Annotated in this window: 15 protein-coding genes and 4 tRNA genes; 12 read left to right on the top strand and 7 right to left on the bottom strand. The window is 53.4% G+C overall.

The features are described 5' to 3' along the window. Positions 1-37 precede the first annotated feature (37 nt). Entirely contained in the window at positions 38-388 is a 351-nt protein-coding gene (grxD, locus tag V8L70_RS13405; RefSeq protein ID WP_008959532.1) for a Grx4 family monothiol glutaredoxin, read from the bottom strand. A gap of 195 nt (positions 389-583) precedes the next feature. On the opposite strand from grxD, the gene argF reads away from it, so the two are divergent. After that, positions 584-1,504, top strand: a complete 921-nt coding sequence (gene argF, locus V8L70_RS13400; RefSeq protein ID WP_008959533.1) for an ornithine carbamoyltransferase — start codon at positions 584-586, stop codon at positions 1,502-1,504. 89 nt (positions 1,505-1,593) lie between these two features. Here the strand turns inward: argF and V8L70_RS13395 are convergent. After that, positions 1,594-1,669 (bottom strand) — tRNA-Ala (locus V8L70_RS13395). Between the two features lie 206 nt (positions 1,670-1,875). Here V8L70_RS13395 and uvrY point away from each other — a divergent pair. From uvrY to nadB, 7 genes are all read left to right on the top strand, one after another. Next, a complete protein-coding gene (gene uvrY, locus V8L70_RS13390; protein WP_008959534.1) occupies positions 1,876-2,526 on the top strand; it encodes a UvrY/SirA/GacA family response regulator transcription factor in 651 nt (216 codons plus the stop codon). A 40-nt stretch (positions 2,527-2,566) separates the two neighbouring features. After that, positions 2,567-4,381, top strand: coding sequence for an excinuclease ABC subunit UvrC (uvrC, locus tag V8L70_RS13385; protein WP_176304403.1), 1,815 nt, complete (start codon positions 2,567-2,569; stop codon positions 4,379-4,381). A gap of 96 nt (positions 4,382-4,477) precedes the next feature. Continuing rightward, complete coding sequence (gene pgsA / locus V8L70_RS13380; protein ID WP_336269610.1) at positions 4,478-5,026, top strand: CDP-diacylglycerol--glycerol-3-phosphate 3-phosphatidyltransferase; 549 nt, start codon at positions 4,478-4,480, stop codon at positions 5,024-5,026. An 84-nt stretch (positions 5,027-5,110) separates the two neighbouring features. After that, positions 5,111-5,185 (top strand) — tRNA-Gly (locus V8L70_RS13375). 77 nt (positions 5,186-5,262) lie between these two features. Beyond that, positions 5,263-5,336: transfer RNA gene (locus V8L70_RS13370), tRNA-Cys, on the top strand. Between the two features lie 59 nt (positions 5,337-5,395). Further along, positions 5,396-5,482, top strand: a tRNA-Leu gene (locus tag V8L70_RS13365). A 225-nt stretch (positions 5,483-5,707) separates the two neighbouring features. Continuing rightward, complete coding sequence (gene nadB, locus V8L70_RS13360; protein ID WP_101147881.1) at positions 5,708-7,291, top strand: L-aspartate oxidase; 1,584 nt, start codon at positions 5,708-5,710, stop codon at positions 7,289-7,291. Positions 7,292-7,300: 9 nt separating this feature from the next. On the opposite strand, the gene V8L70_RS13355 is transcribed toward nadB, so the two are convergent. Together V8L70_RS13355 and V8L70_RS13350 are read right to left on the bottom strand one after the other, a co-directional pair. Continuing rightward, entirely contained in the window at positions 7,301-7,732 is a 432-nt protein-coding gene (locus tag V8L70_RS13355) for a hypothetical protein (RefSeq protein WP_232774969.1), read from the bottom strand. Further along, positions 7,692-7,985 (bottom strand): FAD assembly factor SdhE, encoded by a 294-nt coding sequence (locus V8L70_RS13350; protein WP_008959539.1) that lies wholly within the window; start codon positions 7,983-7,985, stop codon positions 7,692-7,694. The genes V8L70_RS13355 and V8L70_RS13350 overlap by 41 nt, the downstream gene beginning before the upstream one ends. A 206-nt stretch (positions 7,986-8,191) precedes the next feature. Between V8L70_RS13350 and V8L70_RS13345 the strand changes: the two genes are divergently transcribed. The 3 genes from V8L70_RS13345 (at position 8,192) to lapB (ending at position 10,098) form a co-directional block, all read left to right on the top strand. Next, positions 8,192-8,488, top strand: coding sequence for an integration host factor subunit beta (locus V8L70_RS13345; protein ID WP_008959540.1), 297 nt, complete (start codon positions 8,192-8,194; stop codon positions 8,486-8,488). A 98-nt stretch (positions 8,489-8,586) separates the two neighbouring features. Beyond that, the gene (locus tag V8L70_RS13340; protein ID WP_008959541.1) at positions 8,587-8,892 is read left to right on the top strand and encodes a LapA family protein; all 306 of its coding nucleotides are present in this window, start codon (positions 8,587-8,589) and stop codon (positions 8,890-8,892) included. Further along, complete coding sequence (gene lapB, locus V8L70_RS13335; RefSeq protein WP_101147879.1) at positions 8,893-10,098, top strand: lipopolysaccharide assembly protein LapB; 1,206 nt, start codon at positions 8,893-8,895, stop codon at positions 10,096-10,098. It begins immediately after the preceding gene. A gap of 21 nt (positions 10,099-10,119) precedes the next feature. On the opposite strand, the gene pyrF is transcribed toward lapB, so the two are convergent. Continuing rightward, a complete protein-coding gene (gene pyrF, locus V8L70_RS13330; protein ID WP_101147878.1) occupies positions 10,120-10,821 on the bottom strand; it encodes an orotidine-5'-phosphate decarboxylase in 702 nt (233 codons plus the stop codon). A gap of 270 nt (positions 10,822-11,091) precedes the next feature. On the opposite strand from pyrF, the gene V8L70_RS13325 reads away from it, so the two are divergent. Further along, positions 11,092-11,376, top strand: a complete 285-nt coding sequence (locus V8L70_RS13325; RefSeq protein ID WP_101147877.1) for a ComEA family DNA-binding protein — start codon at positions 11,092-11,094, stop codon at positions 11,374-11,376. 80 nt (positions 11,377-11,456) lie between these two features. On the opposite strand, the gene prpD is transcribed toward V8L70_RS13325, so the two are convergent. Together prpD and prpF are read right to left on the bottom strand one after the other, a co-directional pair. After that, positions 11,457-12,953 (bottom strand): 2-methylcitrate dehydratase, encoded by a 1,497-nt coding sequence (gene prpD, locus V8L70_RS13320; protein ID WP_101147876.1) that lies wholly within the window; start codon positions 12,951-12,953, stop codon positions 11,457-11,459. A gap of 57 nt (positions 12,954-13,010) precedes the next feature. After that, positions 13,011-14,210: a 2-methylaconitate cis-trans isomerase PrpF gene (gene prpF / locus V8L70_RS13315; protein WP_101147875.1), complete on the bottom strand. Its 1,200-nt coding sequence runs from the start codon at positions 14,208-14,210 to the stop codon at positions 13,011-13,013. Between the last annotated feature and the right edge of the window lie 38 nt (positions 14,211-14,248).

The raw sequence follows: 14,248 nt of genomic DNA, 5'->3' as shown, positions 1-14,248 counted from the left end.
GCCCGCCAACCGCTTAGGGCGGAGTGCTCAACAACACTTAAGCGTTGTCACCACCCTCTGCAGCACCAGCGCGCTCGGCAGCTGCTTTCACCAGTTTTTCCAGCTCACCGTTTTGATGCATTTCCACCACGATGTCACAGCCACCGACTAGCTCGCCTTCTACCCATAACTGAGGAAATGTCGGCCAGTTAGCAATCTTAGGCAGTTCCGCGCGGATGTCCGGGTTATCCAGAACATTAACGAATGCAAAGCGCTCACCGCAGCTCATCAAGGCTTGCACGGTCTGGGCGGAAAACCCGCACTGTGGCAACTGTGGCGACCCTTTCATGAAAATAAGGATCGGGTTTTCGCTGATTTGACGCTGAATGTTTTCGGCGGTAGTGCTCATACTATTTCCTCGCTTATTGATGGCCGATGCTCACTCTCTACGTTCTTGAAACATAGCACTAGAGCGTAGCAGTTTAAAAAGTACCTGAGTAAAGCGCTCGGCTTTAACGTGTGGGGCTATTCTACGCATGCCGTTCGCGTTGCGCATCCCCTGCTGCATAGCTAGGATAGTGTTTTTGCGTGGAGAGAAGCTCTTATGGCGACACGCCATTTCCTGACGTTGTTGGATTTGACCCCGGATGAGCTGGATTATTTGATCCAGCGCGCCATTACCATCAAGACCAACCTTAAAGCCCAAGGCCCTGTTTATACACCCTTACCCAACCGCACCCTGGCGATGATCTTTGAAAAATCGTCAACACGTACGCGTGTTTCATTCGAAACGGGTATGGCACAGTTTGGTGGTCACGCGCTATTTCTCTCCCCTCGCGACACCCAACTAGGCCGCGGCGAGCCGATCGAAGATACCGCTCGCGTACTGTCGGAAATGGTCGATGCGGTAATGATCCGCACCTTCTCCCACGCAGGCCTGGAGGCCTACGCCAGCGCCAGCAGCGTGCCGGTTATTAACGCTCTGAGTGATGACTATCACCCCTGCCAGTTGCTAGCCGACGTAATGACCTGGACCGAGCTGCGCGGCAGTGTAAAGGGACGCACGGCAGTATGGATTGGTGATGGCAATAACATGTGCCACTCCTGGATCAATGCGGCCCGTCAGTTCGGTTTTCATTTGCGCATATGCTGCCCGAAAGGCTACGAGCCACGCGCCGACATCATGGCGGCCGCTGGTGACCAGATAACATTGCTGCATGACCCGCAAGCAGCGGTCAAAGACGCCGACCTGATCACCACCGATGTCTGGGCCTCCATGGGCCAAGAAGAAGAACAGGCCAAACGTGAGGCGGATTTCGCTGGCTTCCAGGTAACCGAAGCGATGCTTGATCAGGCGAATCAAGAGGTGCTGTTCCTGCACTGCCTGCCAGCACACCGCGGCGAAGAGATCAGCCAGACGCTGCTTGATGACCCCCGCGCCGTTGTTTGGCAGGAAGCCGGTAACCGCCTACATGCACAAAAAGCGCTGATCGAGTTCTTACTGCTGGGCAGGGTTGCTGAGTAATTTTTACCGAAGACGAAAAAAAGCCTCGTTTAATCAACGAGGCTTTTTTCTATAATCCTGATAAATATTATCAGGATTATATTTAATTTTGGTGGAGCCTAGCGGGATCGAACCGCTGACCTCAACACTGCCAGTGTTGCGCTCTCCCAGCTGAGCTAAGGCCCCACATGCTGCTCTTTTCGACAGCGAGGCGGATACTACGATGAACATTTACCTCGGTCAAGTTTTTGAACCACCAGCGATGACTAATTCTCCTTTGTCGCCAGCTGTGGCACTCTATATGTCGTTAGCAAGATATGTAGTTAGCAATATAAAGTAGCGTACAAGGCCAACGCCTGAGCCCACGATGTTTCCATGCAGGAGCCTATCCATTGATCAGTGTACTTATCGCCGATGATCATCATTTAGTAAGAACCAGCATTGCGCACCTGCTAAACGAAGAGTGTGACATTAAAATTGTGGGCGAGGTCGACGATGGTGAAAATGCAGTGACACAGTGTCGCCATTTGAAGCCCGACATTGTGCTAATGGATATCCGCATGCCGGGCATCGGCGGGCTGGAAGCGACACGCCGCATTCACCGCACAATGGAGGACGTCAAGGTATTGATCTTGACCGCGCACATGGAAGACAGCGTACTGCGTCGCATGCTGGAAGCTGGTGCCTCAGGATTTTTAAGCAAAGGCGCAGACGCAATAGAGATGACCGACGCCATACGCCAAGTATTTCATGGTCGGCGTTATGTCAGTCAGGAAATTGCGCAACGCTTAGCCCTTTCACACTTTACCAATGAGGATAATCCGTTTAGCCACCTCTCCCACCGTGAGCTACAGATTGCCCTGATGATTGTTAACTGCCAACGCGTACAAGACATCTCAGATCGCCTGCACTTAAGCCCTAAAACAGTAAATACCTATCGCTATCGACTGTTTGATAAACTACAGATTGCTACTGACGTTGAGCTCACTCATTTAGCGCTCCGCCACGGGTTAGTCGAGGGGTTTGACGCCGCCCAGATATAACTCAATTTTCCCTGCTGTTATCGGGTACCGACACGCTGATATGACCTTTGATGCAAAACAGTTTCTAAGCTCGGTAAGTACCTCTCCTGGTGTTTATCGCATGCTTGATGAACAAAGCAACACGCTCTATGTGGGCAAAGCAAAGCGCTTAAAAGCGCGCCTTGCCAGCTATTTCCGTGGCCAGCTGAATACCAAAACCCAGGCCATGGTCGGACGCATCGCCGACGTTCAGGTCACCGTGACGCGGACTGAAACTGAAGCCCTGCTGCTCGAACAGACGCTGATCAAGCAGCTGCGTCCGCCCTACAACATTTTGTTGCGCGATGATAAGTCCTACCCCTTTGTCTTTGTCACCGACCGCCACCCTTACCCGGCACTTGAGTATAAACGCGCTCGTCAACGTAGCGATGACGGTCGCTATTTAGGCCCTTACCCCAGCAGTGGTGCGGTACGGGAAAGCCTAGCGCTGATGCAAAAAATATTTCATATTCGGAACTGCGAAGACAGTGTGTTCGCGCACCGTTCGCGCCCCTGCTTGCAGTATCAAATTCAGCGCTGTAGTGCTCCTTGCGTCGACTATATCTCCGCCGAGGATTACCAGCGCGACGTTGAACATGCGGTGATGTGCCTGGAAGGCAAAAGCGAAAATGTCACCCAAGAATTGATGGAGGCAATGGAAGCGGCCAGCCAAGCGCTGAACTTTGAGGAAGCTGCTCGCCTACGCGATCAAGTTCAGCAGCTGCGACAGCTTCAGCAGCGTCAGTTTGTCGATACAGGCGGTGGTGATGCAGATATTTTTGCCCTGGCACAGCGACCCGGCGCGCTAGGCGTTTCTGTTCTCAGCGTTCGCGACGGACGCCTGCTGGGGGCACGCCATCACACGCCAAAAAACGACCTCGATCTCCCGCTAGAGACACTGCTCACTGAAGTGGTTAGCCAATATTATTTTGGCCAACCGCATAACGTTCCTAGCGAAGTCATTACCAGCCACCCACTCGACGATAGTGAGCTGATTGCCGAAGCGTTGACGCAGCAGGCGGGTAAACGCATCCGCGTCACCAGCCAGGTACGCGGCCACCGTGCCCAGTGGCAACAGCTTGCGATTACTAACGCGGAGCAGCAATTGGCATCGCAGCTTGCCAATCAAACGCAACTTACTCAGCGCTTTACCGCGCTACAAAAAGCACTCGGCTTGGAAGAAACGCCTCAACGCCTGGAGTGCTTTGATATCAGTCACAGCCATGGCGAAGCGACGGTTGCTTCTTGCGTGGTGTTTGATCATCAAGGCCCACGTAAAAGCGACTACCGCCATTTCCGCATTGAAGGGGTGGCCGCAGGTGATGATTACGCCGCCATGCAACAAGCGCTCACACGGCGCCTTAAACGGGTGAAAAGTGGTGAAGCGGTAGCCCCCGACATATTGATCGTTGACGGTGGCAAAGGGCAGCTCAACATGGCACGTGAGGTGTTTAAAACGCTTGAGATCACCAATATCATTCTATTGGGCGTCGCCAAAGGCACCACGCGTAAAGCGGGGCTTGAAAGCCTATTTTTGGAAACAGCGGACAATCCGCTTGATTTGGATCCGGCCTCACCGGCCCTGCATTTAATCCAACACATTCGCGATGAGTCACACCGTTTTGCCATTGCTGGCCACCGCGCCCAGCGCGATAAAGCGAGACGTACTTCGACACTTCAGGATATTCCGGGCATCGGCCCCAAGCGCAGGCGTGAGCTGCTGCGCTTCTTTGGCGGCCTGCAGGGGGTGCAAAAGGCTAGCCGCGATGAACTCGCCCGCGTTCCAGGTATTAATGCCTCGCTAGCCGAGAGCATTTACCGGGCGCTCAATGGATAAACCGCCTCTTGGCATAGATGCTATCGGCCAAGGGGGATAGAATAAGCGCCAGACACTTCGAATCCTCTGATTTTCCGGCAAGGATCGCACCCTGCGATGAATATACCCAACATACTGACACTGGCGAGAATCGCCTTTATTCCGCTGCTAGTGGTGCTGTTTTATCTGCCCTTCAGTTGGAGCATGCCTATAGCGGCTAGCCTATTTGCGTTAGCGTCCGTCACCGACTGGCTGGATGGCTATTTAGCGCGGCGCTGGAATCAGTCAACGCCATTTGGCGCTTTTCTAGATCCGGTGGCCGACAAACTTATGGTCGTCGTGGCCCTGGCGCTATTAATAGAGCGCTATGACACTCTGGTACTCACGCTCCCAGCACTGGTGATTATTGGTCGTGAAATTGTCATTTCGGCGCTGCGTGAATGGATGGCCGAAATGGGCAAGCGTGGCATGGTGGCCGTGTCCTGGGTGGGCAAATTGAAAACAACACTACAAATGGTGTCACTGCTAATCTTGCTGGCGCTTCCACCAGCGCACGAATTTGCACTGTTAGGTATTATGGTGCTCTATGCCGCTGCTATTCTCACGTTATGGTCCATGATCCAGTACTTGAAAGCCGCCTGGCCACATCTTAGCCGCTCAATGTAAGCTGCTGATAAGTAAATAATGAACACGCCCCAATTCATTGATTGACAAGCTGGCGGTGATCCGTATAATTCGCCCTCGAGTCGAGCGGGAATAGCTCAGTGGTAGAGCATCGCCTTGCCAAGGCGAGGGTCGGGAGTTCGAATCTCCTTTCCCGCTCCAAAGCGAAATTGAAGACGAGGTCGTAAGCTGGAACGCCAGCCCGGTCGAATCTACTTTCTCGCTTCAACGACTTTTGAGGCTGGATGGCAGAGTGGTTATGCAGCGGACTGCAACTCCGTGTACGCCGGTTCGATTCCGACTCCAGCCTCCATCTTTGTGTAGTAGTGATGTTTTAAAGACCTCTTTTTTAAAACAGCATTACGATGTTTTGCCCGGATGGCGAAATCGGTAGACGCAAGAGACTTAAAATCTCTCGGGGGCAACCCCGTGCCGGTTCAAGTCCGGCTCCGGGCACCATTTCTTAGTTTCATTCTTATCCTTTCTAGTATCACTCCCCCTTCTGCTATCGCTATTCTGCAATCTTTTCCCGCGGCACCTTACTAAGCATTTATCAGCGCCTAAATATCGCTAAACGCGTATCACCACGCTATGATGCCTGCCTTCTGTCAATGAGCACGACGCGAAGCTAGCAACAGTAACGGCTTACAAGATTTTAGTCAGCATGATGAAGGAGCGGGCACTATGAGCACGCCAATATCTGATGTCCTTATCATTGGCGGCGGCGTAGCGGGATTAACTCTTGCCCTAGAAATTGCTGACCATATGTCAGTAACGCTGGTTCGCCCCGCTCAAGATGATCAGGGCGCCAGCCGCTGGGCGCAAGGCGGTATAGCAGCGGTTCTCTCTCCGGATGACGATCTCGAAGCGCATATCAGCGACACGCTGATTGCTGGCGATGGACTATGCGATGTAAAAGCGGTTCGCTTTACCGTTACCCATGGCCCCGCCGCCATTCAGTGGCTGATTGATAATGGCGTGCCCTTTACGCCAGAGACTGACCCCAGCGCTCGCTACCCTTATCACCTGACCCGTGAAGGCGGCCACAATGCCCGGCGTATTATCCACGCGGATGATGCCACCGGCCGCGCCGTGGTGGATACACTGTTAAACAACGTGGCGCAGCACCCCAACATTACCCAGCGCAACGATCTCACCGTGGTGGGATTACTGCAGGATGAACAGGGCGCCTGCCGCGGCGCCTATGGCTGCGATGCTAACCTGCAGTGGCACTCGCTCATTGCGCGTCATACTGTATTAGCGACCGGCGGGGCCAGTGGTCTTTACCGTCACACCACCACGCCAGCTCCTAGCAGCGGCGAAGGCATGATGATGGCTGCCGAACTAGGCGCTTGCTTGATGAACCTTGAGTTTCAGCAGTTTCACCCGACCTGCCTCTTTGATCCGGAAGGCCCGGCGTTCTTAATTAGCGAAGCGGTTCGCGGTGAAGGCGGCCATTTGCTCAATGAAAATGGGCAGCGCTTTATGCTGGCGCTGGATCAACGCGCAGAGCTCGCCCCCCGCGATGTAGTGGCTCGTGCTATTGACGCCGAAATACAGCGCGGCACGCGGGGCCATGTATGGCTGGATATTCGCCATTTAGGTAAGCAGGCAATTCACCACCATTTCCCCACCATTCTGGCCCATTGCGCCTCACGCGGCATTGATATTACCCAGCAAGCTATTCCGGTAGTACCTGCGGCACACTATAGCTGCGGCGGTGTCGCAACCAACCTGCAAGGCGCCACTCATGTCATGAACCTATATGCCATTGGCGAAACGGCCTGCACGGGCCTACATGGTGCCAACCGGATGGCCAGCAATTCATTGTTAGAATGCCTAGTGTTTGCACGCAGTTGTGCTCGTGCTCTACTGGCCCAAGATGACCTCACACCCGTAGAGAAATTTCAGCCCCCTGCCTTACCGGCAACAGCCACTTTACCCACAGTAATGCTTAGCGATATCCGCCAACGCATGCGGGCCATCATGAGCCAGCATGTCTCCATTGTGCGTAACGCGACAGGGCTAAATACGGCTCAAAAGCAGCTGAAGGTACTGTTAAATTCGCTGGAAGAAGTAGAAAGCGCATTAGCAGCCCCGGAAGGTAAACGCTTACATCAAGCCCTGCAGTTAGCACGCCTAACGGTACTTGCGGCTCAACAGCGGCATGAGTCGCGTGGCTTGCACTACACCACGGATTGGCCACAGCAGCAGACGATAGCCGCTGCTTCGACACTGACTTTGCAAGATTTAGAAAAAAGGCGCTAGATCACGGCACTATTGGCCGGGGCGATGAAATAACTTGCGTACTTCGCGCAATTGCTCAGAAGGAGCGCTATCAGGCCATAACCAAACCCGCTGCTTACCAACATAAAGCCCTATTAACCAGGGCCCTAAATAGTCGCAGCGCACTTGATACTCCTTATTGTTAAGCGCGTTCAGCGGCTGGTCGTTCTCAGCAGGCCGCTGCTCGCACGGCAACCAGCGGCCATAAAACAGCGAGCCTGTTGATATCAAAGAGAGCACTCCTGTCGGTTGACGCTGATAACCACGCCACACAAGAGCACCCCCAACCACGGCTACAGCCACTACCGCTGGTTTGCCCCCAACCCAGTAGCTAAGCCCCGCTATTCCAATCAACAGACAGCACTGCGTTAACCGCCACTGCCTAGAGGGTACGATAGGCAGAATTATCGGTGGTTTCAGCATGTTCAACAATCATTTGTACGATACGCCGCTGGCTAGGTTCTTCAGGCCACTCTCGATGCATTAGCCAGACAAACAGGTCCTGGTCTTCACCTTCAATTAGCTGCTGATAGGCCAGTTGATCCGCTTCGCTAATATGATCAAAACGCTGTTCAAGAAACGGAATTAGCAGAAGGTCTAGCTCCCACATACCGCGACGCGAGTGCCAATAAAGCCGTTTGCGCAAAATGGCTGCAGGGGAATTGTCGTCGTTCAACGTCAGCCGCTCCGATCAAATAAATGAAGCACCAGTATACCTAAGCTGTGGGGTCGCGCCAGCGCCCTCCTTCGCCTATGCTATTAATCAGTCTAGAACCTTGTTTTATCTGAATTGTTTTATACTGAATTGAGCAGTATGCTGAATTTGATGTGAGTGAGGCCGAGAGCGCGTCACGGCCTTCAATGTTCGCAGGGAGCTAACCGATGACTAAATCTGAATTAATCGAACAAATTGCGATGCGTCAGCCGGAATTGTCCGCCAAAGATGTTGAAACAGCGGTGCGTATTATCCTGGACGATATGACGGATTCTCTCGCCAGCGGTGGTCGCGTTGAGATCCGTGGCTTCGGCAGCTTTTCTTTGCACTACCGGGAACCGCGCGTAGGGCGTAACCCAAAAACAGGCGATGCGGTTGATCTTGAAGGCAAATATGTGCCGCATTTCAAGCCTGGGAAAGAGCTACGTGAACAGGTAGACGCTAGTCGCGCACTCGGCTATTAGAGGCGGCTTTTGCGTTATCCGACCTTCTGCGGGATGACGCCGCCGCTTGAGTCGTACACAATAGCGCTACCGTGAACGTCACAGACTAGGAAACTCACATGCGTTGGATCAAAGGGCTTATTCTGGCCGTTATTTTGCTGATCGTAGTGCTCGTAGGTATTTTGTTTGCCGTTAACAATCAGCAAACGATTGCCTTGAACCTTATTTGGCTGGAGCTGCCAGCCGTATCGCTCTCTGTTTGGTTATTGGCGACACTGGTGCTTGGCGTCGTACTGGGCATGCTGGCCATGTTAGGTGTGTATGTCCGCCTAAAAGCAACATTGGCCCGTAGCCAGCGCCATAATAAGCAGCAACGCAAAGAGCTAGATAGCTTGCGCACCCAGGAGTTCAAGGAACTAGCATAAATGCTGGATGTCGCGCTGCTAAGCGTATTGTTGGTCGCTATTGCCATCGGTTATGGCTTGGGCTACCACCAAGCTGGACGCCGTCGACATCGCTCTCAACCGCCCTCAGCGTCCTCACAGGCACTGTCGAGAGATTACTTTGTCGGGCTAAACTACCTCCTTAACGAGCAGCCCGACGAAGCGATCAACACGTTCATCAACGTGCTAGCCGTTAACAGCGATACGGTGGATACCCACATTGCTCTTGGCAAACTTTTTCGCGCCCGTGGCGAGGCGGATAAAGCGGTCAGCATTCACCAAAACCTCTTAGCGCGTCCTGCGCTGTCGCAGCATACCAATGAACAGGTTCAGCTGGAGCTTGCCCGAGACTTCATGGCGCTGGGGGTACACGATCGCGCACAGCGTCTTCTTAACACACTGCTGGAGCACAGCAGCAACGATGAGCTCCGCTATGCTGCCAAACAGCTACTGGTGGATTTATTAGAGCGTGAAAAAGCCTGGCACCAAGCATTGGAAGTGATTCAACCGCTGTTTAAACAGCACCCCAAGCTGCGTCGCCCTGCCGCGCATTGGCTGTGCGAGCTGGCCATTAAGGAGATCAGCGAAGCCAGTCGAGCGCTTGCTAAAAAGCATCTAAAAAAAGCCCTACAGCTAGATGAAAGTTGCGTTCGCGCCACCCTGCTCTTGGCTGAATTGGAGATGGATAACGGCCACTATGGGCGCGCTATTGAGCGATTAGATAATATCCCGCGCCAGGAAATAGCCCATATTCCTACTATGCTGCCTGCTCTTAAAAATGCCTATTTGCGTCGTAACGATGTAGCGGGGTTTGAGGCGCACCTTTACCGCCTGCTTGAGCAAGCGCCCTACACCAGCATTATTATTGCACTAGGACAGCTCGTGCATCAGCGCGACGGCGTCGACAAAGCCATTGAGTTGATCGGCGAACGGTTGCGCGCAGTGCCAAGCTTGGGCGGGCTGGATTATTTGATTGACCTGTATATTGAGAGCCAGCGGCTAAACGGAAAATCCTCTCCTGACACGCGTTTATTGCTACTAAAACACCACACCGATGCGCTTTTGCTTAATCGCACCCGCCACCGCTGCCGACACTGTGGATTTGCGAGTGATGCGCTCCAGTGGCAATGCCCCAGTTGCCGCTACTGGGGGACTATCAAGCCAGTTATCGGCGTAGAAGGTGAATAGCGACAGAATAAACAGCGCCGTTTATGCAATCGCTAGTTCGGCCTCAATCGCCTCAAGAGCTATCATAGGGTCTGCGGCCTGAGTAACGGGTCGGCCAATAACTAAATGCGTGCTTCCTGCCTGTATAGCTTGGCTAGGCGTCATAATCCGTTGCTGATCATTAGACGCTGCAAAACTAGGGCGAATTCCAGGGGTTACTTTTAAGAACGAATCACCACAAAGTGTTTTAATTCGAGCGGACTCTTGAGCCGAACAGACAACACCGTGTAAGCCGCTTTGCTTCGCCAGCAGCGCTAAGCGCTCTACATGCTCAGCCAGCGGTGCATTAATACCAACATCTGCTAAGTCCTCGGCCTGCATGCTGGTCAATACGGTAACCGCAATTAAGTAGGTGGTTAAACCGTGTTGCTCCAGACGCTGCATAGCCGCCTCCATCATCCGCTGACCGCCACTGGCATGAACATTGACCATCCAAACACCCTGCTCCGCCGCTGCCTGCACGGCGCTGGCAACCGTGTTGGGTATATCGTGAAATTTAAGGTCCAAAAACACCTCAAAACCACGTCCATGCAACGCTTCAAGCACGGCGGGGCCACTGCGAGTAAACAACTCTTTACCTACTTTAACGCGGCAGCGGGCAGGGTCTAACTGATCAGCCATGCACAGCGCCGCATCTAGCGAAGGGTAGTCAAGCGCAATAATGATCGGGGATTCAGTGGCCATATAGTTGCTCCGAAAGTAGTTTTTGTCATTATACCAGCCTCTCACCCCTCCTCGCCTCCTCACGATGTAAGCTATTTGCCATAGAGCTATAGCTAAAAACTTACAACCGCTGTCGTACATCGCTGACATATTCACTCATTAAAAAAAGCTAAGTTGATAGTGCAGCAGCGTTCATAACGCTAAACGACAATTCAGGCGCATAACATCACCTCCTCTGAACTTCGCGCACCACATCTATGACACCAAATGTTATTAAAAGGATTATCGAGGATGAACATGACTATTAAAGGAACCTTAGCCGCACTTCTGCTTAGCCTTAGCTTGGGAATTTCCAGTGGCGTGCTGGCACAAGAGGTGGCGCCCATCAATGTGAATTCCGCCGATGCTGAACTGCTGGCCGAATTACCGGGCATTGGCCCAAGCCGAGCAGAAGCCATTATTGAAGAGCGCGAAACCAATGGTGCCTTTGAAAGCGCTGAAGACCTTGAACGTGTCAGTGGCATTGGGCCTGCCACCGTCGATCGCATGCGCGATCAAGTAACGTTTGAAGAGTAATTTAACGGTGCAAACAACCATAACCCGGTAGCGCTTAAGCGCACCGGGTATTTTTAGTGAGATGCATTGAGCACCAAGGGCTATATCACCCATTCATCCATAAATTTGTGTACCGGTAATGCTTCAAGCGTTGACCGGTGACTGCATACATCAACAATTTTTTGGCAACGACTTGCTGGAAATCGCATCGCCAAATGTCGCTTAAACTTATCAACTAACAGTGGCATACCCTCTTCACGCCGACGCCGGTGGCCTAATGGATACTCCACCACGGCTTTATCTGTCGCTCTACCATCCTTAAAAAAGACCTGCACCGCGTTAGCGATCGAGCGTTTCTCTGGGTCGTGGTAATCCGCCGAATATCCCGCGTTTTCCTCTACCACCATCTTGCCCCGCAGCTCATCAATCAGCGGATGAGCCGCGTGAAAACTATCTTCATAATGATCAGCGGTCAGCTCGCCAAAGATAAGCGGCACCGCGGTCATGTACTGCAAGCAGTGGTCGCGGTCCGCTGGGTTAGCGAGCGCCCCGGTTTTGGAAATGATACGGATAGCCGAATCATGAGTGGTCAGCACGATCTTATCGATGTCAGCCAGACGATCTTTCACCTGAGGATGAAGGATTACCGCAGCTTCACAAGCCGTCTGAGCATGAAACTCAGCAGGAAAAGCGATCTTGAACAGGATATTCTCCATCACGTAGCTGCCGAACTCGCGCTGGAAACGCAGCCGTCGCTCCGCTTCTGGTTTCAGGCTCAAATCTTTATTGGTGTGGCTAAACAGCACATCGTAGAAGCCCCATTGGGGCGCCGACAGCGCGCTGGGAATACCCATTTCACCGCGCAGGGCGATATCCGCTAAGCGCACGCCCCGTGAAGTGGCGTCCCCCGCGGCCCAGCTTTTCCGCGAACCTGCGTTGGGCGCATGACGATAAGTTCGTAGGCTCTGACCATCGACCCACGCATGGGAAAGCGCCGACAGCACCTGCTCACGATTGGCGCCCAACAACTTGGCGGCCACCGCAGTAGACGCCACCTTTACTAGCACCACGTGATCGAGTCCAACCCGATTAAAGCTGTTTTCCAGCGCCAGTACACCCTGTATTTCATGGGCCATAACCATTGCTTCAAGCACATCACGCATCACAAGCGGTGCTTCACCTTGAGCAACTCGCCGCTGAGAGAGGTGATCGGCTACCGCCAGAATGGCACCAAGATTATCGGAGGGGTGGCCCCACTCGGCGGCAAGCCAGGTATCGTTATAGTCCAGCCAGCGGATGATACAGCCGATATCCCATGCCGCTTTGACTGGATCAAGACGCAGCGTTGTGCCTGGGACTCGCGCTCCAAACGGCACCACCGTGCCTTCAACTATCGGCCCAAGGTGCTTGGTACACTCCGGAAAGCGTAGTGCCAAGAGCCCACAGCCAAGCGTATCCATCAGGCAGTAACGCGCAGTCTCCAGCGCCTCTTGGGAACCCACCTGATAGTTCAGGACATAATCGGCAATGGCCTGCAGCTCGGGATCGTAATCGGGCCGCTCATTGGCTTCGGATGTGGCAGATGGTCTGGTAGACATAGCGCTCTCTCCTACTGTTGAATCACCTATTACTCAGTATGGCTCAAGAAACGCGCCCTAAAAGCTGTCCCCAGGAATTCTCACCACTCCTTCCATCAATACCCGGGCACTACGGCTCATCACCGCCTGCTCGATATGCCACCGCCCCTCGACCAAGTTTGCTTCAGCGCCAACACGCAAGCTGCCGGAAGGGTGTCCAAAAGTGACCGCGTTACGTTGACCGCCACCTCCTGCTGCCAGATTCACCAGCGTGCCTTCAATGGCAGCTGCAGCGGCAATGGCGACGGCGGCCGTGCCCATCATGGCGTGATGCAACTTGCCCATCGAGAGCGCTCGCACCACCAGATCGATATCACTAGCATTCACACTCTTACCGCTCGAAGAGAGGTAATCCACTGGCGGGCCCACAAACGCCACTTTGGGTGTGTGCTGACGGTTAGCGGCCTCACTGATGTCGCTTATCAGCCCCATTCGTAATGCGCCATGGGCACGAATGGCTTCAAACATCGCAAGCGCTTTACCGTCGCCATTGATGACATCCTGAAGCTCGGTACCCACGTAGCCAATATCGTCGGCATTAATGAATATCGTGGGTATACCGGCATTGATCAGGGTGGCTTTCAGCATTCCCACGCCCGGGACGTCCAGTTCATCGATTAGGTTGCCAGTGGGGAAGATTGCTCCCTCGCCGTCCGCCGGATCCTTAAAAGCTACTGGAATTTCAGCCGCGGGAAATGTCACCCCATCCAGCTCAAAATCGCCTGTCTCCTGCACTTGACCATTCACAACAGGTACCTGGGAAACGATGGTTTTCTGAATATTGACCTGCCAGATTCTTACCTCGACGACACCATTTTCCGGAATGCGTGATGCATCAACTAGGCCGTTGGCTATCGCAAAGGGGCCAACCGCCGCCGATAGGTTGCCGCAGTTGCCGCTCCAATCAACATAGGGCTTATCGATAGAGACCTGGCCAAACAGGTAATCTACATCGTGTTCGGCTGACTTACTTTTCGACAGAATCACCGTCTTGCTGGTACTTGAGGTCGCCCCGCCCATGCCATCAATCTGTTTTTCGTAAGGGTCGGGGCTGCCGATGACGCGCAGTAGCAACTGATCCCGCGCTACGCCCGGCTGCTGGGCCGCTTCGGGTAGATCATTGAGCTTAAAAAATACGCCTTTACTGGTGCCGCCGCGCATATAGGTGGCCGGGATCTTTATCTGCGGCACATGTTTGTTTTGAACTGACTCGCTCATTATTACCACTCCTAAAAATAACCCGGTGCTCTAAGCCT

The organism is Vreelandella arctica (genome assembly GCF_037070215.1).
GTDB classification, from domain to species: Bacteria; Pseudomonadota; Gammaproteobacteria; order Pseudomonadales; family Halomonadaceae; genus Vreelandella; species Vreelandella arctica.
Note: the sequence above shows the minus strand (reverse complement) of the source record. Positions and strands in the feature narration are given on the sequence as shown.

Excerpts from the sequence above, each read along its gene's own strand:
- grxD (WP_008959532.1), bottom strand. The coding sequence starts at position 388 with ATGAGCACTACCGCCGAAAACATTCAGCGTCAAATCAGCGAAAACCCG.
- argF (WP_008959533.1), top strand. The coding sequence starts at position 584 with ATGGCGACACGCCATTTCCTGACGTTGTTGGATTTGACCCCGGATGAG.
- uvrC (WP_176304403.1), top strand. The coding sequence starts at position 2,567 with ATGACCTTTGATGCAAAACAGTTTCTAAGCTCGGTAAGTACCTCTCCT.
- pgsA (WP_336269610.1), top strand. The coding sequence starts at position 4,478 with ATGAATATACCCAACATACTGACACTGGCGAGAATCGCCTTTATTCCG.
- nadB (WP_101147881.1), top strand. The coding sequence starts at position 5,708 with ATGAGCACGCCAATATCTGATGTCCTTATCATTGGCGGCGGCGTAGCG.
- V8L70_RS13355 (WP_232774969.1), bottom strand. The coding sequence starts at position 7,732 with ATGCTGAAACCACCGATAATTCTGCCTATCGTACCCTCTAGGCAGTGG.
- V8L70_RS13345 (WP_008959540.1), top strand. The coding sequence starts at position 8,192 with ATGACTAAATCTGAATTAATCGAACAAATTGCGATGCGTCAGCCGGAA.
- V8L70_RS13340 (WP_008959541.1), top strand. The coding sequence starts at position 8,587 with ATGCGTTGGATCAAAGGGCTTATTCTGGCCGTTATTTTGCTGATCGTA.
- lapB (WP_101147879.1), top strand. The coding sequence starts at position 8,893 with ATGCTGGATGTCGCGCTGCTAAGCGTATTGTTGGTCGCTATTGCCATC.
- pyrF (WP_101147878.1), bottom strand. The coding sequence starts at position 10,821 with ATGGCCACTGAATCCCCGATCATTATTGCGCTTGACTACCCTTCGCTA.
- V8L70_RS13325 (WP_101147877.1), top strand. The coding sequence starts at position 11,092 with ATGAACATGACTATTAAAGGAACCTTAGCCGCACTTCTGCTTAGCCTT.
- prpD (WP_101147876.1), bottom strand. The coding sequence starts at position 12,953 with ATGTCTACCAGACCATCTGCCACATCCGAAGCCAATGAGCGGCCCGAT.
- prpF (WP_101147875.1), bottom strand. The coding sequence starts at position 14,210 with ATGAGCGAGTCAGTTCAAAACAAACATGTGCCGCAGATAAAGATCCCG.